This is a genomic window from Rhodobacter sp. 24-YEA-8, assembly GCF_900105075.1.
Taxonomy (GTDB): domain Bacteria; phylum Pseudomonadota; class Alphaproteobacteria; order Rhodobacterales; family Rhodobacteraceae; genus Pseudogemmobacter.
Genome location: NZ_FNSK01000003.1, coordinates 159,643 through 175,923, shown reverse-complemented (window position 1 = coordinate 175,923; position 16,281 = coordinate 159,643). Strand labels below are relative to the sequence as shown.

The 16,281-nt window shown below is 60.7% G+C and carries 18 protein-coding genes and 1 pseudogene; 7 read left to right on the top strand and 12 right to left on the bottom strand.

The features are described 5' to 3' along the window. Positions 1-136: 136 nt before the first annotated feature. Complete coding sequence (locus BLW25_RS19890) at positions 137-598, bottom strand: TspO/MBR family protein (RefSeq protein WP_092903397.1); 462 nt, start codon at positions 596-598, stop codon at positions 137-139. 172 nt (positions 599-770) lie between these two features. Further along, positions 771-1,088, bottom strand: coding sequence for a hypothetical protein (locus BLW25_RS19885; RefSeq protein ID WP_092903395.1), 318 nt, complete (start codon positions 1,086-1,088; stop codon positions 771-773). A gap of 112 nt (positions 1,089-1,200) precedes the next feature. Here BLW25_RS19885 and BLW25_RS19880 point away from each other — a divergent pair. Next, a protein-coding gene (locus tag BLW25_RS19880) for an IS5 family transposase (protein ID WP_092903160.1) occupies positions 1,201-1,982 on the top strand; the annotation gives its coding sequence in 2 pieces (ribosomal slippage) (positions 1,201-1,531 and positions 1,531-1,982; 783 coding nt in all). A gap of 243 nt (positions 1,983-2,225) precedes the next feature. On the opposite strand, the gene BLW25_RS19875 is transcribed toward BLW25_RS19880, so the two are convergent. The 7 genes from BLW25_RS19875 to BLW25_RS19845 form a co-directional block, all read right to left on the bottom strand. Further along, positions 2,226-3,062 carry a fumarylacetoacetate hydrolase family protein gene (locus BLW25_RS19875; protein WP_092903393.1) on the bottom strand — a complete coding sequence of 279 codons (837 nt, stop codon included), beginning with the start codon at positions 3,060-3,062 and terminating at the stop codon, positions 2,226-2,228. A gap of 14 nt (positions 3,063-3,076) precedes the next feature. Next, positions 3,077-3,829, bottom strand: coding sequence for an SDR family NAD(P)-dependent oxidoreductase (locus BLW25_RS19870; RefSeq protein WP_092903391.1), 753 nt, complete (start codon positions 3,827-3,829; stop codon positions 3,077-3,079). Beyond that, complete coding sequence (locus BLW25_RS19865; RefSeq protein ID WP_092903389.1) at positions 3,826-4,590, bottom strand: acetoacetate decarboxylase family protein; 765 nt, start codon at positions 4,588-4,590, stop codon at positions 3,826-3,828. Before BLW25_RS19865 ends, BLW25_RS19870 begins: the two co-directional genes overlap by 4 nt. 11 nt (positions 4,591-4,601) lie before the next feature. Further along, positions 4,602-5,789 (bottom strand): alpha-hydroxy acid oxidase, encoded by a 1,188-nt coding sequence (locus BLW25_RS19860; protein WP_092903387.1) that lies wholly within the window; start codon positions 5,787-5,789, stop codon positions 4,602-4,604. 26 nt (positions 5,790-5,815) lie between these two features. Beyond that, positions 5,816-7,084 (bottom strand): TRAP transporter large permease, encoded by a 1,269-nt coding sequence (locus BLW25_RS19855; RefSeq protein ID WP_092903385.1) that lies wholly within the window; start codon positions 7,082-7,084, stop codon positions 5,816-5,818. Between the two features lie 2 nt (positions 7,085-7,086). Beyond that, on the bottom strand, positions 7,087-7,587 hold the full coding sequence (locus BLW25_RS19850) for a TRAP transporter small permease (protein ID WP_092903383.1): 501 nt from the start codon (positions 7,585-7,587) through the stop codon (positions 7,087-7,089). A 76-nt stretch (positions 7,588-7,663) separates the two neighbouring features. After that, positions 7,664-8,638, bottom strand: a complete 975-nt coding sequence (locus tag BLW25_RS19845) for a TRAP transporter substrate-binding protein (protein ID WP_171909664.1) — start codon at positions 8,636-8,638, stop codon at positions 7,664-7,666. 120 nt (positions 8,639-8,758) lie between these two features. Here BLW25_RS19845 and BLW25_RS19840 point away from each other — a divergent pair, with 120 nt between their 5' ends. Beyond that, positions 8,759-9,721: a GntR family transcriptional regulator gene (locus BLW25_RS19840; protein WP_092903379.1), complete on the top strand. Its 963-nt coding sequence runs from the start codon at positions 8,759-8,761 to the stop codon at positions 9,719-9,721. 375 nt (positions 9,722-10,096) lie between these two features. Here the strand turns inward: BLW25_RS19840 and BLW25_RS19835 are convergent. From BLW25_RS19835 to BLW25_RS25080, 3 genes and pseudogenes are all read right to left on the bottom strand, one after another. After that, positions 10,097-10,282, bottom strand: a pseudogene (locus tag BLW25_RS19835) (integrase); the annotation flags it as partial. Positions 10,283-10,356: 74 nt separating this feature from the next. Continuing rightward, the gene (locus BLW25_RS19830; protein WP_092902455.1) at positions 10,357-11,151 is read right to left on the bottom strand and encodes an IS3 family transposase; all 795 of its coding nucleotides are present in this window, start codon (positions 11,149-11,151) and stop codon (positions 10,357-10,359) included. Next, complete coding sequence (locus tag BLW25_RS25080; RefSeq protein ID WP_092902453.1) at positions 11,148-11,513, bottom strand: transposase; 366 nt, start codon at positions 11,511-11,513, stop codon at positions 11,148-11,150. Before BLW25_RS25080 ends, BLW25_RS19830 begins: the two co-directional genes overlap by 4 nt. Before the next feature lie 214 nt (positions 11,514-11,727). Between BLW25_RS25080 and BLW25_RS19820 the strand changes: the two genes are divergently transcribed. The 5 genes from BLW25_RS19820 to BLW25_RS19800 all read left to right on the top strand — a co-directional run bounded on the left by BLW25_RS19820 (position 11,728) and on the right by BLW25_RS19800 (position 16,281). Beyond that, positions 11,728-12,933 (top strand): ABC transporter substrate-binding protein, encoded by a 1,206-nt coding sequence (locus tag BLW25_RS19820; protein WP_092903375.1) that lies wholly within the window; start codon positions 11,728-11,730, stop codon positions 12,931-12,933. A gap of 63 nt (positions 12,934-12,996) precedes the next feature. Further along, the gene (locus BLW25_RS19815) at positions 12,997-13,851 is read left to right on the top strand and encodes a branched-chain amino acid ABC transporter permease (protein ID WP_216279438.1); all 855 of its coding nucleotides are present in this window, start codon (positions 12,997-12,999) and stop codon (positions 13,849-13,851) included. 1 nt (position 13,852) lies between these two features. Then, positions 13,853-14,803 (top strand): branched-chain amino acid ABC transporter permease, encoded by a 951-nt coding sequence (locus BLW25_RS19810; protein WP_092903371.1) that lies wholly within the window; start codon positions 13,853-13,855, stop codon positions 14,801-14,803. A gap of 3 nt (positions 14,804-14,806) precedes the next feature. After that, a complete protein-coding gene (locus BLW25_RS19805) occupies positions 14,807-15,580 on the top strand; it encodes an ABC transporter ATP-binding protein (protein WP_092903369.1) in 774 nt (257 codons plus the stop codon). Continuing rightward, complete coding sequence (locus tag BLW25_RS19800) at positions 15,577-16,281, top strand: ABC transporter ATP-binding protein (RefSeq protein ID WP_092903367.1); 705 nt, start codon at positions 15,577-15,579, stop codon at positions 16,279-16,281. The genes BLW25_RS19805 and BLW25_RS19800 overlap by 4 nt, the downstream gene beginning before the upstream one ends.

The window sequence follows — 16,281 nt, the reverse complement described above, 5'->3', positions numbered from 1 at the left end:
TCAGGCGATTACAGTTAAAACTGAGGATGCGGCGGGGGCGTCGGGTGCCGCATCCAGAGGCAAACGCAAATGATGTATTCTGGTTCCTTCTTTAACGAGCGAGCCGGGACGACGTTGCGTCACTCGGACCGGCAGCTCAGTTCAGCCGCCAGATTTCGAAATTCAGCAGCGTGGCAAAGGAAACCCAGGCGAGGTAGGGAATGAACAGGCCCGCCGAAAGCTTGTCTTGCGGCAGCGCCCGCAGAATGAAAACAATGATCGTGGCGAGCAGAAGGGCGATCACCACCAGGGCGAGGCCCGGGTTTTCCAGCCCGAAGAAAGCAGGCGACCAGGCATAGTTCAGCAGCAGTTGCAGGCCCCAGAGGGCGCAGAGGCTCGGGGCTCCGGATCCGCTGTCTGCTGCCCTCTCATATACCCGCCAGCCCACAAGGCCGATGATCACGTAAAGCACGGTCCAGACCGGGCCGAACAACCAGTTCGGCGGGTTGAAAGCGGGTTTGGCGAGGCTTTCATACCAGGGGCCGGGGATGTTGAGCCAACCGATCACCCAGCCTGCGAGAACCACAGGAATGACGAAAAGGGCTGCTTTCAGGGACATGCTTTGATCCTTTGCGGGAGGGTGCCCTGGTCCGCCGCGGTCCGCCGCGTCACCGACCCGCCGCCATGGCCAGGCAGGATTGGGCCAGACAGGATTGCGGCCCGCGCGGGAGCAGAGCGGGCCGCAACTTTCCGGAAAGGGAGGGAAAAACCTTTCCGGATGAAAACCGTTATCAGCGCCGACGGTCGCCGGACAGAACGCCACTGAGCAGCATACCGGCAGCAAGGCCGATGAGACCGACAGTCGAGAGCACGGTTGCGGTGGTGCCGGGATTGTCGCGCATCGCGCCAACTGCAACATGGGCCTGATCACGGACATGGGCAACGGCCTGACGGGCGCGGCCCTTGCTGTCCTCAAATGCCTCTTCTGCGTCGTCCATTGCATCCGAAGCGCGCGATGCAAGTGACTTGCTGATCTTCGACATTTCCTTTTTCAGATCGGCGATCTGCTTTTCGAGATCGGCGCGGATATCATTTGCGGCATCGGCCATCACTGCACTCCATTATATCACCAGACGGGCCAAGGGCCTCGGCTAGGACGTGTTGACAAAAGGGATTCCACTGATCGATGCCCTGTGATTCAAGCTCATCTCTACGTGGGAGATGAACTTGGCACGCAACCTGATATCCGATGATGAGTGGGCCTTCTTCGAGGGGTTCATTTGTGCCGTCCGACACCCGAATGGGCGCAAGCCATCCAATCATCGTATTGTTCTGAATGGAATTTTCTGGATAGCGCGAACAGGCGCGCCGTGGCGGGATCTGCCTGAAGAGTTCGGCAAGTGGTCCTCGGTCTATCGCCAGTTCCGGCGCTGGACTCTGGCCGGACTGTGGGAGGATATCCTGGACGCGCTGAACCACGCGGGGATTGCGCCAGACAAACTGCAGATGGTCGACAGCACCGTGATCCGTGCCCATCATCATGCGGCGGGCGCAAAAGGGGGACTCCGAAAGAGGCTTTTGGCCGTTCAAGAGGTGGGTTCTCGACCAAGATCCACCTCCGCGTCAACGGCGCTGGCCTCCCCATGAGAACCGAAATCACGCCCGGACAGGATTCAGACTACACCGGCTACGATCTGGTGATGGCTGACAATCTGCCACAGCCCGCCGTTCTTGTCGCGGACAGGGGCTATGACTCTGATAAAATTCGGGAAGACATCGAGAGCCGCAATGCTCTTCCGATGATACCGATGCGAAAGAACCGCAAGCTGCGCAAGGCGGTCGACATGACGATCTACACGCTACGCAACATGGTCGAGCGGTGCTTCAACAAGCTTAAGAACAGTCGCAGGCTGGCAACCCGCTACGACAAGACCGCAGACAGCTTCCTAGGTGTCATAGACATTGCCTGCATCAGGCTATGGATCCGCCATTTGTCAACATGACCTAGCTTGGGCTGGATGGGCTGCTCGTCTTGGTCTTCGTGATATAGGATTACCATTGGACGTCGACTTGTATGCCTGCCTGCCGAAGGCCACTGTCGACGAGACCAAGATCGGATCTTACACGCGGCTGTTTTCCAGCCATTGTTGGCCTGAAGAGTTTCAGCAGGACGCCTGGGCGGCGTCCTGACCGTTCTCAGGACTGAACTGCTGGAAAAGGCGCACCTATGCCCGGCAGCTCAGCTTTCAAACGACGTTCTGCCTTTGCTTGCCAAGACCATTCCCTCCCAGTTCAACCACATCTCCTGCCGCCAGGTAGACCGGGTCGGGACGCATCCCCATACCAACGCCCGGAGGGGTTCCGGTCGCGATGATGTCACCGGGCAAAAGCGTCATATGACGACTGACATAAGCGATGATCTGGCGCAGAGTGAAAATCATCGTGCCAGTATTTCCTGTCTGCCTGCGGATGCCATTCACCTCCAGCCAGAGATCAACATTCTGCGGGTCACCAATCTCGTCTTTCGAGACGAGCCAGGGGCCTACCGGGCCGAAGCTGTCACATCCTTTGCCCTTGTCCCATTGCGACGATTGCATCTGGAAGCCGCGCTCGGAAACATCGTTCAGCAGGCAATAGCCGAAGACATGGTCAAGCGCGGCCTCTTCTCTGACATTTCTGGCGGTCTGGCCGATCACTACGCCGAACTCCACCTCCCAGTCGAGTTTGGTCGTGCCTTCGGGTCTGATCGTATCGTCATTCGGGCCGCAGATCGCACTGGGGGCCTTGAGGAAGATGATCGGTTCAGACGGTTCGGCGAGGCCGGATTCCGCAGCATGATCTGAATAGTTCAAGCCGATACAGATATACTTCGAGATCCCGGTCCATGGCACACCCAGCCGGGTTCCCGGCGCGACCTCGGGCAGGGCGGTTACATCCAGCGCCGCAAGCGCCGACAGCGCTCCGGGCTGCAGATGATCGGTGGTCCAGCGGGGCACCAGGGCGGAAATATCGCGGATCCGGCCATCGGCATCGACAAGACCTGCGCGTTCCTGGCCCTGCGGGCCAAAGCTGCAAAGTTTCATGGCAGAGATATCCTTCAGTTCAGAGTAGAGCCGTCATCAACCACCCAAGCCGCGCCATTGACGTGGCGGGCCCGGTCGGACAGCAGAAAAGAGACGGTAGGGGCGATGCCATCAGGCGGGATCGGGGCTGCGTGGCCACTGCGCTGCACGACGCGACCTTGCGCTGCGGCATTGCTGTCAATCGTCGCGATCATGGCTGTATCAACCGGTCCCGGCAACACCGCATTCACGCGAATGCCGCTGCCGGCCATATCCAGTGCTGCCGCCCGCGTCAGGCCCAGCACGGCATGTTTTGCCGCGACATAGCCGGCCAGCCCCGCGCGGCCGCGAATAGACGAGGTCGAGGCGATATTGACCACCGCCCCCCCGCCCTGGCTGCGCATCCTCGCAAGACCATGGTGCAGGCCCAGAAACACCCCGCGAAGATTGACCGAGATGACCTGGTCAAAGGCCGCAACCGCATACTGGTCGATCGGGGCGAAAGGCCCGGCAATGCCGGCATTGTTGACCAGCGCAGTGACCGGGCCAAAGCGCTGCTCCGCAGCTTCGAATGCGAGAAGCCAGTCTTCTTCGCGAGTCACATCCGCCCTGAACCCGGCAGCCTGCCCCCCTGCGGCCCGGATCCCGCGCGCGGTCTCTTCGCCCGCATCGCCGAGATCCACCGCCAGCACCGCATAGCCGTCAAGCGCCAGAGCACCGGCGATGCAGCGACCGATGCCGCCGCCGCCCCCGGTCACGAGGGCGACATTTTTAGGAACTGCGGTCACGGCACCAGTCGCTTCACAAGGCGGCGTTCTTCCTTCGCAAAACCACCGGCATAGTCTTTCGAGACCATGAACTGTGCCGCAAGGATTTCGGGCTCCAGCTCGGTCAGCGGATCAAAGGCAGAGTCGTGCAGTTTGAGGTCGATCCGCCCGGGGATGGGGGCGCTGTAGGGCAGGGGGAAGGCGCGATGGACCACATCGGCATAGGCTGTGCCGGGGTGCTCGGGATGGGGGAAGCGGCGCACATGGATCTCGCCGGCGGGTTGGTCCGGGCCGTCGACCAGCCGCACCACCGGGGCCTCAGGATCCGGGGTAAAGGCGAAATCGGCCACCGGCACTGTGCGGCGGTTCACCCAGCCCGAGATCGAGCCATCCTCTTTCTCGTCAAAGGCATAGGTGCAATCTTTCTTGGTATATCCGAAAAGTTCGCGCCCGGCGGCAATACCCATCGGATCCGAGCAGAACATGTAAAGATGGGTCTGTGTAAAGAGCCCCTCGCAGCGGACGGCGGCTGTCACCATCAGGTCGAACATACGGTCATTGTGGTAAGACAGAGTATGGCCGGGCGAAGCCATGAAGCGGAAGGCCACCCGGTCATTCACCGGCTCAAACGGGGTATGGGCCAGCAGATCACGCAGCTTTGTCGCATTGACGCGGGTCATCACCTCAAGATTCCGCAGCTGGCATTCCCATTCCAGCGGATAAGCGGGAGCGTAAGGCGGCATCACACCGCTGTCGGGATGCATCTTGTAATTGCCGAACATGTTTTGTCCTTTCAGTCGGTGAGAGGGGTATGGGGAAAGCCTGCCGGCAGATCTGCGGCGGCGAGAATACTGGCGTCGACCTGAGCGATATCGGTCTGGCCACACAGCGCCATGGTGATATCAAGCTCGCGATGGATGATTTCGAGGCAGCGGCGCACGCCGGTTTCGCCCATTGCGCCAAGCCCGTAGAGAAAGGGCCTGCCGATATGGGCCGCATGTGCGCCAAGCGCGCGCACCCGCAAAAGATCCTGACCGCTGCGGATACCGCCGTCGATATGGACTTCGGCCTGGGACCCGATCTTTGCCACAATCGCAGGCAGCGCACTGATACTAGACGGCGCACCATCCAGCTGCCTGCCGCCATGGTTCGAGACGATCACCGCATCCGCCCCCTGATCCACGGCGGCCTGAGCGTCTTCTGCGGTCATTACGCCTTTCACGATCAGCTTGCGGTCCCAGATCCGGCGCAGCCAGCCGATATCTTCCCAGGTCAGGGTCTGGTCGAATTGCTCGGCCACCCAGCCGGCGAGCGAGGTCACATCGCTGACGCCGCTGACATGGCCGACAATATTGCCAAAGCTTCTGCGCTTTGTGCCCAGCATCCCAAGACACCAGCGCGGCTTGGTCGCCAGATTGATCAGGTTGCGCAGGCTGGGCTTTGGCGGGGTGGAGAGACCATTCAGGATATCCTTGTGGCGCTGGCCCTGAACCTGCAGGTCAACCGTCACCACAAGCGCCGTGCAACCCGCCGCACGGGCCCGCCCGACCAGCCTTTCGATAAAGCCCCGGTCTTTCATCACATAAAGCTGGAACCAGAAGGGGCTGGCGGTGGCGGCTGCAACATCCTCAATCGAACAGATCGACACCGTGGAGAGGGTGAAGGGAATGCCGAAATCGCGCGCGGCGCGGGCGGCCAGGATCTCGCCATCGGCACATTGCATACCCGCGAGACCGGTCGGGGCCAGTGCCAGCGGCATCCGCACCGGCGCGCCCAGAATTTGGCTCTCCAGCCGGCGCCCCGTGATATTACGCCCGACGCGCTGCACGAAACCGAGACGCGCGAGGTCCCGTTCATTGGCGCGATAGGTTGCTTCGGTATAGGCGCCGGAATCGACGTAATCATAGAACATCCGGGGCACGCGGCGCTTTGCCTGCTGACGCAGATCTTCGATACAGGTGATCATTTCGGGGCGTGTCATGGTCTTTCGCAGCCTCACTCTGTGCTTCAGCGTCCGGTCAGCACGAGGCTGAACCAAGGCACGAAAATGATCACAATGGTGAAGGCCATATAGCTGAAGATGAAAGGAATAATGGCCCGCATGAACTCGGAAAGCGGTGTACGGGTGATGGAACAGGTGGCAAACATGATGGTGCCAACAGGCGGTGTGACGCCGCCCAGATGCGCCATCAGCACGAAGATGATCCCGTAATGCACCGGATCGACGCCCAGCGAGGTGACCACCGGCAGGAAGATCGGGCCAAGGATAAGGATCAGCGCCGTGCCATCGATGAAGGCGCCTGCGATCAGCAGCAAAAGCGAGACCAGAAGCAGCATCAGCCCGGCATTGTCGGTCAGATCCAGCATGGCCCGCGCCACCGATTGCGGCACCTGTTCAAAGGTCAGGATCCAGCTGAACGCTGCCGAAGCCGCAAGGATCAGCAGAATGGCAGATGTCGAGACCACGGTGGAGCGCAGCGCGGCGATCACCTGCCTGAAGCTCGCCTCGCGGTAGGCCAGCACACAAAGCGCGGTATAGATCACCGCAACGCTCGCGGCCTCTGCCGGGGTAAAAACCCCTCCGCGGATGCCCAAAATGATGATCACCGGCAGCAGGATCGCGGGCAGGGCCGAGATGAATGCCTTGCCCAGCGGGATCTCCGGCGCGCTGGTCTCGGGCGGCTCCCACTGGTGGCGGCGGGCGGTGATCCAGGTCTGCACCATCAGCATCGCGGCCAGCATGAAGCCCGGCAGAATGGCGCCAGCGAAAAGCTGGCCGATCGAGACATTGGTGACAAAGCCGAACAGGATCAGCCCGATCCCCGGCGGGATCATCGGTGCGATCAGCGACGTGACCGCCGTCAGCGCTACCGAATAGCCACGCGGATAGCCGCGACGGGTCATTTCCGGCACCATGATCTTCGCCTGCATTGCCGCATCGCCATTTGACGACCCGGACATACCCGCCAGCAAAGTGGAAAGCGCCACATTGGTCAGGGCTATCCGACCCCAGAATTTCCGGGTCAGTACACTGGCAAAAGCCATCACACGCCGGCTGATCCCGGAAATATTCATCAGCTCGCCGGTGAGGATGAACAGCGGCACAGCAATCAGCGGAAAGCTCTGGGTGCCGACCACCAGCCTCTGGGCAAAGATCATGTCGAGGATCGACGGCTCGAACAGCACATAGACCAGCGACATCATGATCAGGATCATCCCGACCGGAACCCCCAGCAAAAGCAGGGCGACAAAGAGAACGCCAATAATTGCAAGCATGGTCAGGCCTTTCTCGCAGGCGACAGCAGCAGACGGGCAAGGCGGATCACATAGGCGGTGGCCAGCAAGCCGAACCCGACCGGCAAAGCGGCATAAAGCCAGCGGGTCGAGATCCTGAGCGAGGGGATCTGGGTGCCGGTGCGCTCGACCAGGGCGATGCCAATGCGGCAGAGATAGCAGGCTGCCGCCAGCAAGAGCGCATAGCGTATAAACACCACCATCCGGTGCAGGCGCGGGGGCAGCATATCAGTGATGTCGATGCCCATATGCGCGCCGTCGCGCTCGGCCATCACAAGGCCCAGAAAGATCAGCCAGGCGAAAAGCAGGGTTGAGACGTCAAAGGAGGAGACCAGCGCAAGGTTAAACCCATAGCGCATCACAACGGCGATAAACACGATCCCCACGATGGAAATCAGAATGAGAATGGCAAAGATCGCGATGATGCGGACAAGTCCGCTCTCAAAGCGATCCAGCCAGGAGGCGGCTGCGCTTGCTGTCGTCATGACTTGTCCTTTGGAAGACGCGGGCGAAAGGCGGATCAGGCGCCGGCCGGAGTGCCGGCCTTATGCCCTGATGTTGCTATTCCGCGTCGAGAATGGCGCGCGCGCGATCATACAGACCCGGGGTCCATTCGGGAAAAGAAGCGGCGATCAGGCCTGCACGTTCAGCAAAGGCGGCGCGGTCTACATCGGCGATAATGGTCATCCCATTGGCGCGCAGTTCTTCGATGCCGGTTTCATAACTGGCAATCGAGGCCGCCGACATGGCGGCACAGGCCGCGGCGGTCTCGGTCTGCAGCACCTCCTGGCTGGCGGGGCTGAGCGCGTCGAATTGCGACGCGCTGATCACCAGCGGCACGATATCCTGAATGTGATTGGTCTGGATCAGATAGCGCGCATGTTCGTAATGTCGCTGATCCAGGATTGATAAAGGCGGCGCCTCGGCGGCGTCGATCACGCCCTGCGCCAGTGCGGAATAGACCTCGGGCCAGGGGATCGGGGTCGGCGCGCCGCCCATCACCTGTTCCACCATCTGGGTATAGATCGTGACCGGCTGCACCCGGATCGACATATCCTTGCTGTCGGCCGGGCCGCGTACTTCGCGATTACGTGTGTAAAGATCCCGGGTGCCGTAATGCAGGTAACACATCACCCGCAGATTGCTTTGCAGAACACCTTCATTCAGCCCGGCGACGAGGTCCGATCCCACCAGGCGTTCGACATCCCCGATCCCGCCATACATGAACGGATAGACGAGGATCGAGAAATCCGGGAGGTAATCAGCCAGATTTCCGGCTTGGACCTGGCCCATCAGATCGGCTCCGAACGACATTTGTTCGACGATCTGGCTGCTCTCACCCAACTGGCCCGAGGGGAAGACTTCAATCCGAACCTCACCGCCGCTGCGCTCATGCACACGCTCTGCCAAAGCAAGCGCCTCACTGTGCACGAAATGCGTCTGACCATTCATATGGGCAAAGCGGATCACAGTTTCTGACTGAGCCGCCGCTCCGGCCATGCAAAGGGCAAGTGCCCCCATCCCTGCTGCTTTCATCTTCAGTTCCTCCCCGAACATGGATGATTCTGCGAGCAACCTATTGCTTATTGCGCCCAATGTGCAATAAGCAATTGTGCTGAAATGAACTGAGCGCCGCGCGCCGAATTGAGGGAAGCAATGGCTAGGGACGATGTCGCCTCGCTGTCACGACAGGTTCATGCAGGTTTGCGCGATCTGATCCTCAATGGCAGCCTGCCTGCCGGAGAACGGCTCGTGGAATTACAGCTGACCCGCACTTTCGGCGTCAGTCGCTCGCCTGTCCGCCAGGCCCTGGAACAGCTGGAAGCCGATGGGCTGGTGACATCTCTGGGACGAAAGGGGTTCTTTGTGGCGGGGCAGGCGGGCGAGGCCATGACGCCGAACCCGGTGCCGCTTGACCGTGTTTGCCTCGACCAGTCCCGGCAATGGGAACGGATCTATGCCGAGGTAGAACAGGCCGTTCTGGCTGCGGTGTTGCGCCAGCAAGTGCGGATCAATGAGTTGCGCCTGGCCGAGCATTTCGATGTCAGCCGCAGCGTGACGCGGGATGTGCTGGCGCGCATGCATGCGGTCGGCCTGATCGACAAATCCCGCTCAGGCACCTGGATCGCCGAACATGTCACGCCGCGCCGGGTCCGGGATCTGTATGATCTTAGGGCCTTGCTTGAGCCAGCGGCGCTTGAACTGGCCGCCCCCCTTCTGCGGCCTGCCGCGATCAGCGAGGCCCGCAGCAGGATCGCGGATCTGCTGCAGAAAGAAAGCGTCGACAGCGCTAGCTTTGACCGGATCGAACGCGATCTGCATGTCGATCTTTTGGGTGCTTGCCCTAATCAAGCGATTGTCCGGGCGCTGGAGCGCACCCACATTCTCTTCGCGCCGACCCGGCACCTATTTGACCCGGTTCTTAGTATCCCGATGGATCAGATCGGCGATGCTCTTCACGAACATCTTGAAATTCTTGAACTTCTTTCCCTCGGCGAAACGGCCCTGGCAGCAAGGCAGCTTCATGGCCACCTGACCGGCGCCGTGGAGCGCTGGCTAGGGCGGTTCGAGAAGGAGTTACCCCGTATTGGATCTGCCATTCCTCCTTATCTTAGCTAGGTTCAGGTAACTCTCGAACCTCCCTGCCGGGTCCCAGACCTTATTTTCTTCAAGCCACCGTCAACCCGGACAGTTTGAGCGATTTCGACAAATTTCCGCAGGTCTTGCAAGAGCTGCTGGTTTACGTCGTCCAGGCTTTGACGACGGATTGAGAAGTCCTCCTGACGGCACTTACATGCCGAAAGGCCGCGAAATCCTTGATCTCCCGGATGTGCGACTTCTGTGCCTTGTCGCCCATTCCGCGGACGCTCCTCATCTCGAAATGCTGCGCCACGTGCCGAATGGCGGCTTCGGCGAACGCCGCGGCAAAGCATCGGCGGGGTTCGACCGGCGGCTAAGGGGCGGCCAGCAGAAAACCCACCGACCGGCTGAGCACTACAATTCTATCCCCTCAGACAGCGTCAGCGCGTCATCAAGATCGACGCCGAGATATCGGACAGTGCTGTCCATCTTCGTGTGACCAAGCAAAAGCTGCACGGCCCGCAGGTTGCTGGTTTTCTTGTAGATCTGCGCAACCTTCGTTCGGCGCATCGAGTGGGTTCCGTAAGCGCTCGGCTCAAGCCTGTTGATTTGCACTCGGAACTGACCCGGGTTTGGAGTGAACCCCATCGGCTGGACCACGAAGGTCCTTCCAACTAAGCCGCCTGCTGGGCGATTAGCGTTTCGAATTCCTCTGGCGGACGGTAGCCGAGGGCAGAGTGCAGTCTTCGGGTATTGTATATTTGTTCGATGAAGATCGGCAATCGCTGGGCGACGTCGGTGAAGGTCTCGTAACCTGCGCGATAGACCTCCTCGACCTTCAGCGTCTTCATGAAGCTCTCCGCCTGAGCATTGTGGTAGGGATTGCCGACGCTGCTCATTGATCCGCGCAGACCGGCAGCCTCCAGCGCTTCGCGATAGAGTTGAGACGCGTATTGGGCGCCGCGGTCCGTATGGTGAATGCAGCCGGGCGGCGGCCGCCTGCTTGCGACAGCGGATTCCAGCGCCGCCAGGGCGAGCGGCGTGTCCAGGCGCTGCGACAGGGCGTAACCCACAACCTTCCGGCTGCAGGCATCGAGGATGACCGCGAGGTAGCAAAAGCCCTGCGTGACGCGAATGTAGGTGAAGTCCGCGACCCAAACCTGATCGAGGCAGCGTGGGATAGTGTTGCGATAGAGGTTCGGGTAGATCGGGTTGTCATGCCGACTGTCCGTGGTGCGCACGTAGCGCTTTCGCGGTCTGATCCCGAGCCCCGCCAACCGCATGATCCGCGCCACTTTCTTGTGGTTCACCACAAGTCCGCGGCGACGCAGCTCATGCGTCACCCGCCTGTAGCCGTAGACGGGGAACTCGTCCTGGATGTCTTCGACGATAGCGGTGATCTCGGCATCGGTGAGCCCAGCTTCCGAAGTCGTCGGGCGGTAGTAGAGCGTGCTCCGCGGCAGGTTCATAGCTTTGCACCCCCGTCTGACAGAGCACCCCCCGGGCCGGTGACGATGGAGGATCTCCCGCTGCTGGCACCGTGTGGCGGGCGCGATGTTTTTTTGACAAGATCCAGCTCCATCGTCAGTTGTCCGACCTTGCGCTCCAGCGCCGCGATCTTCGCCTCGTATTCGGCAATGACGCTCGCCTCGGCCTCTTCGCTGGTCAGCTCTCCCCGGTCGAACTGCGTCAGCCACATGTGGATGAGGTTGGCCGAGATATGATGCGTGCGCTGCGCGTCGCGCCGACCGATCACCCCGGCGCGGATATCCTGGCACAGCTGCAGCTTGAACGGCGCCGAATGTCGCCGGTAGGGACCGCGTGATGACATGAGCCTTCTCCCATTAAGGCCAGCTCAGCGTATCAGTTCTTCAGGCTCCCGTGGTCCAGCCGATGGGGTTCACTCCAAACCCGGGTCAGTTCCGAGTGCAAATCAACACCGGGATCAGAAACCGCCTCCCCGGAAATACTGGACAGGTGATTTTAACTATGCGTATAGTTCGAACATTCATAATTAATAAAACATTCCTCAACAGGGAAACATCATGCTCAATCGTCGTTCCTTCCTGGCCAGCACCGCTGGCGCAGGCGCTCTTCTTGCATCCCCTGCGCTACTGCGCCCTGCTTTCGCGGCCGAAACGCTCAAGGTCGGTATCCCGGTTCCGATCTCTGGCCCGAATGCGGCCAATGGCAAATTTGCCTCGATGGGAGCGATCATCGCCGCCGAAGAGGCCGCCGCGAAATACGGTCGCGCGGTTGCTACCCTCGACCTTGATACCGAGGGCAAGCCTGCCACCGCCGTGCGCAAGGTCCAGGATGCGATTGAGCGTGACAGCGTGAAACTCTTCGCGGGCGGCATCCTCTCTTCGGAATCCCTTGCCATGGGCAAGGAATGCGAAAAGGGCGGGGCGAATTTTATCACCACCGCCGGTGCGGATGAAATCACCGGTTCGGATTGCAACAAGGCCACCTTCCGCTGGTCGGTGCCGACCTTTGGCGCGGTGAACCAGTCGATCCGCCCGATCATCGATGCGCTGCCCGAGGCGAAGCGCTGGTATACGATCACGCCGCAATATGTCTTTGGTGAGGGTCTTTTGCAGGCCACCCGCGACGTGCTGGAGGAGAAGGGCCTTGATCTGGTTGGCAACAGCTATCACTCGCTGACCGAAAAGGAATTCTCCGGCTATCTGACCAATGCAATGGCCGAGCGTCCCGATGTGCTGCTGATCCTGAATTTCGGCGCACAATGCGCGGATACGCTGCGCCAAGCAGTGTCATTCGGGATGAAGGAGCGCATGATCATCGTGGTTGCCTGGGCTTCGGGTCTGGAACAGTTCGAGGCGCTTGGTGCCGATCTCTGCGAAGGCATCTATTTCGGGGCTCAATACTGGCACACGGTAGATGCAGGCATTAACCCTGATCTAGTGAAGCTGACCCAGGCGAAGTACGGCATCAATCCGAACTACTCGCTCGCGGGATCCTACATCTGCACGAAGCTGATGATAGATGCGGCGCAGACCGCTGGTTCGGATGACCCGGAGGCCGTGCGCGCTGCGCTTCAGGGGCTGGCCTATCAGGGCCTGACCGGCGAAGAGAGCATCCGCGCCGATGACCATCAGGTTTTGAAAAACTACTATCTGCTCAAGGCGCGCGCCAAAGCGGATATGGCCGACAAGGATGATTTCGCAGAGATCATCTCGTCGGGGCAGAGCTTCCTCAGCGCGGAAGCCGCTGGCTGCAAACTCGGCTGATAACGGGGCAGGGCGGGGCGTAACAGGCCCGCCTTTGCCACTGCGCCAACAGGAGATCCCTCGGTGACTTATCTATTCCAGATGCTGAACGGCATCGGGCTTGGCATGCTTTACTTTCTGCTTGCCGTGGGCCTGACCATCATCTTCGGCCTGCTGCAATTCGTGAACTTCGCCCATGGCGCATTCTATTTGCTGGGCGCCTATCTGACCTATGACTTTGTCGAGCGCGGAATGAATTTCTGGCTCGCGATGCTGCTGGCGGCTGTGATTGTCGCCATCGTGGCCGGGGCGGTCGAGGCGATACTGCTCAGGCGAATATATAAGTTACCCCATACCTTCCATATCCTCGTGACGGTGGGGATCGCGCTTTTCATCCAGGAGATGGTGATCATTCTCTGGGGTCCGCTGGGGGGCAGCGTTGCCGCACCAGACGGGCTGAACGGCGTCGTGATCATGGGGGATTTCATCTATCCGAAATACCGCCTCTTCACGATTGCCTTTACCGCCGTGCTGGCCATTTCTCTTTACTGGGCGCTGGAGCGGACCCGTCTGGGGGCCGTGGTGCGCGCGGGGTCAGAATCCGCCGACAACATGGCGCTGCTTGGCTATAACACGCTGAAAATCAACACGCTGGTCTTTGCGGCCGGGGCCGGGCTTGCCGGGCTTGCCGGTGCACTGGTCTCGCCGATCCGGGGGGTGGAGCCCTTCATGGGGATCGAGGCACTGTCGATTGCCTTTGTTGTCGTGGTGATCGGTGGCATGGGGTCTTACACCGGGGCGCTGGTTGCGGGGATCCTTGTCGGCGTGGTGCAAAGCCTGATGGCGACGATCTGGCCCGAGGGCGCGCGTCTGATGATTTATCTCGGTATGGCGGCGGTCATTGTGATGATGCCCCGCGGCCTGTTCGGGAGGGCATGAGATGCTTCTGATCAACCGACCCTATGTACAGTTCGGTCTTGCACTGGTGACTGTGCTGGCGCTGCCGTTGTTCCTTGGCTCTGGCATCCTTGCCTCCGAGATCCTGATCTATGCGCTGATAGCGGCGGCCTGTAACCTTCTTCTCGGCTATACCGGGCTCTTGTCCTTCGGACAGGGCATCTTTTTCGGCGTCGGCAGCTATGTCGCCGGGATTTTCCTGACCCGCTACGGCGTGCCGGTCTGGGCGGTGCTGATCATGGCGACGCTTCTCGGCGCGCTGATTGCGACCGTGGTGGGCTGGCTCTCGATCCGCCGCCAGGGCGTCTATTTCGTGATGCTGACGCTTGCGTTCTCGCAGCTGTTTTACTTCCTAGCTTATACCTTCGCTGACATCACAGGCGGCGATAACGGGCTGATGGATGTGCCGCGCCCAGAGGTTTTCGGCAGCCCGCTGAACTCGGCCTGGAGCTTTTACGTCTTCGTCGCGGTGTCGTTCCTTGTGCTCTTCGCGCTGATGCTGCGGGCCACGCAATCGACCTTTGGCCGCACGCTGATTGCTGTGCGCGACAATGAGGAACGCGCGGCGGCGATTGGCTTCCCGGTCAAGGCTTTCAAGACGGCGGCTTTCGCGATCTCCGGCGCGGTGACCGCCTATGCGGGCGCGTTGAAAGCGATGCTGATCGGGGTCGCGCCGCTGGCAAATATCGAGCACCACACCTCCGAGATGATCCTGATCATGACGATCATCGGCGGCTCTACGAGCCTCTTTGCCTCGGTATTGGGGGCTGCGGCCTATATGCTGCTCGCTGACTGGCTGTCGCAGATCTGGCCGCGCTGGCTGCTTCTTCTGGGTCTCGCGCTCATGGTGGTGGCGCTGTTCCTGCAGAAAGGTCTCTGGGGGCTGGTGGAAAAACTGTGGGTCCTGGCGACCGGCGCGAAGAAGGGGGGCTGAGATATGACCACATCCGACATCGCCCTGTCGACCAGGGGCCTCGGCGTCACCTATGGCAAGTTCGTGGCGCTGGCCGATATGGATCTCGATATCCGCCGCAATACGGTTCATTCGATTATCGGCCCGAATGGCGCGGGCAAGACCACGATGTTTCACGCGCTGACCGGGCGGGTGCCGCCCTCAGGGGGCACGATCACCCTGAACGGGACCGACATCACCCGCGTTCGCGATGATGAACGGGTGCGCCACGGCATCGCGCGGTCTTTCCAGGTGACAAGCCTGTTCCCGACCCTGCCGGTTGCGGAAAATCTGCGGCTGGCGGCCCAGGGCAAGACGCCCTGGCAGGCGCTTGCACCCTGGCGCAGTGCAGAAAGCAACAAACCGGCGCTGGAAACGGCGGATCGGGTGATGGAGCGGCTGCGTCTGACCCATGTTGCCTCCCGCCCGGCGGGAGAACTGAGCCACGGGCAGCAAAGACGACTTGAGGTTGGTATGGCGATGGCCTCGCACCCGTCGGTCATCCTGATGGATGAGCCGACTTCGGGGATGGGCGTCGAGGATATCGAGGAGATGAAGGCGCTGATCCGCGACCTTGGCCGTGACCATACCGTCCTGTTTATCGAACATAATATGGGGATCGTGATGAATATTTCCGACACGATCACCGTCATGCGGCTGGGGCGGAAGCTGGTTGAAGGCAGCCCGGCAGCGGTGCGTGCCGACCCCGAAGTTCAGCGCGCCTATCTGGGCAATATGATCACCGGAGATATCGCATGAGCGCGCTTCTCGAGGTGGAGAACCTCCACAGCTATTACGGCAAAAGCCATATCCTCCAGGGCGTGTCACTTTCTGTGAATGAAGGCGAGGTGGTGACGCTTCTGGGCCGCAATGGCGCGGGTAAATCGACCACGCTGAAAAGCATCGCCGGTGCCGTGACGCCGGGGAAGGGCCGGGTCTGCCTTGGCGGGCGCGATATTGCGGGCCAGCCTGCCTATCGCATCGCACAGGCGGGCGTCTGCCTCGTACCCGAGAACCGGGGGATTTTCTCGCTGCTGACGGTCGAGGAAAACCTGAAGATCGCCTGTCGCAAGGGGGCCGCCTGGTCGATCGCGGATATCTACACGATCTTTCCGCGCCTTGAGGAACGCAAGCGCAATGGCGGTGGCCAGCTTTCTGGCGGCGAGCAGCAGATGCTGTCGATTGCCCGCGCGCTGCTGACCGGACCACGGCTTCTGATGCTGGATGAACCGGTCGAAGGTCTTGCCCCGGTGATCGTCGACGAGATCGTGGCGCAGATCCACAAGATCGCGGCGGCCGGGGTTTCGATTCTGCTGGTCGAGCAGAACCTTGCCGTCTGCACCGCGCTGGCAAGCCGACACAATATCATCGAGCTGGGGCGCATCGTCTATCAGGCCTCCGGGCCGGATTTCATCGCCGACAGCGATGCGCGCGACAGATACCTTGGCGTAAAGGCCTGA

Excerpts from the sequence above, each read along its gene's own strand:
- BLW25_RS19820 (WP_092903375.1), top strand. The coding sequence starts at position 11,728 with ATGCTCAATCGTCGTTCCTTCCTGGCCAGCACCGCTGGCGCAGGCGCT.
- BLW25_RS19860 (WP_092903387.1), bottom strand. The coding sequence starts at position 5,789 with ATGACACGCCCCGAAATGATCACCTGTATCGAAGATCTGCGTCAGCAG.
- BLW25_RS19875 (WP_092903393.1), bottom strand. The coding sequence starts at position 3,062 with ATGAAACTTTGCAGCTTTGGCCCGCAGGGCCAGGAACGCGCAGGTCTT.
- BLW25_RS19830 (WP_092902455.1), bottom strand. The coding sequence starts at position 11,151 with ATGAACCTGCCGCGGAGCACGCTCTACTACCGCCCGACGACTTCGGAA.
- BLW25_RS19890 (WP_092903397.1), bottom strand. The coding sequence starts at position 598 with ATGTCCCTGAAAGCAGCCCTTTTCGTCATTCCTGTGGTTCTCGCAGGC.
- BLW25_RS19805 (WP_092903369.1), top strand. The coding sequence starts at position 14,807 with ATGACCACATCCGACATCGCCCTGTCGACCAGGGGCCTCGGCGTCACC.
- BLW25_RS19810 (WP_092903371.1), top strand. The coding sequence starts at position 13,853 with ATGCTTCTGATCAACCGACCCTATGTACAGTTCGGTCTTGCACTGGTG.
- BLW25_RS19845 (WP_171909664.1), bottom strand. The coding sequence starts at position 8,638 with ATGAAAGCAGCAGGGATGGGGGCACTTGCCCTTTGCATGGCCGGAGCG.
- BLW25_RS25080 (WP_092902453.1), bottom strand. The coding sequence starts at position 11,513 with ATGTCATCACGCGGTCCCTACCGGCGACATTCGGCGCCGTTCAAGCTG.
- BLW25_RS19885 (WP_092903395.1), bottom strand. The coding sequence starts at position 1,088 with ATGGCCGATGCCGCAAATGATATCCGCGCCGATCTCGAAAAGCAGATC.
- BLW25_RS19850 (WP_092903383.1), bottom strand. The coding sequence starts at position 7,587 with ATGACGACAGCAAGCGCAGCCGCCTCCTGGCTGGATCGCTTTGAGAGC.
- BLW25_RS19800 (WP_092903367.1), top strand. The coding sequence starts at position 15,577 with ATGAGCGCGCTTCTCGAGGTGGAGAACCTCCACAGCTATTACGGCAAA.
- BLW25_RS19865 (WP_092903389.1), bottom strand. The coding sequence starts at position 4,590 with ATGTTCGGCAATTACAAGATGCATCCCGACAGCGGTGTGATGCCGCCT.
- BLW25_RS19855 (WP_092903385.1), bottom strand. The coding sequence starts at position 7,084 with ATGCTTGCAATTATTGGCGTTCTCTTTGTCGCCCTGCTTTTGCTGGGG.
- BLW25_RS19840 (WP_092903379.1), top strand. The coding sequence starts at position 8,759 with ATGGCTAGGGACGATGTCGCCTCGCTGTCACGACAGGTTCATGCAGGT.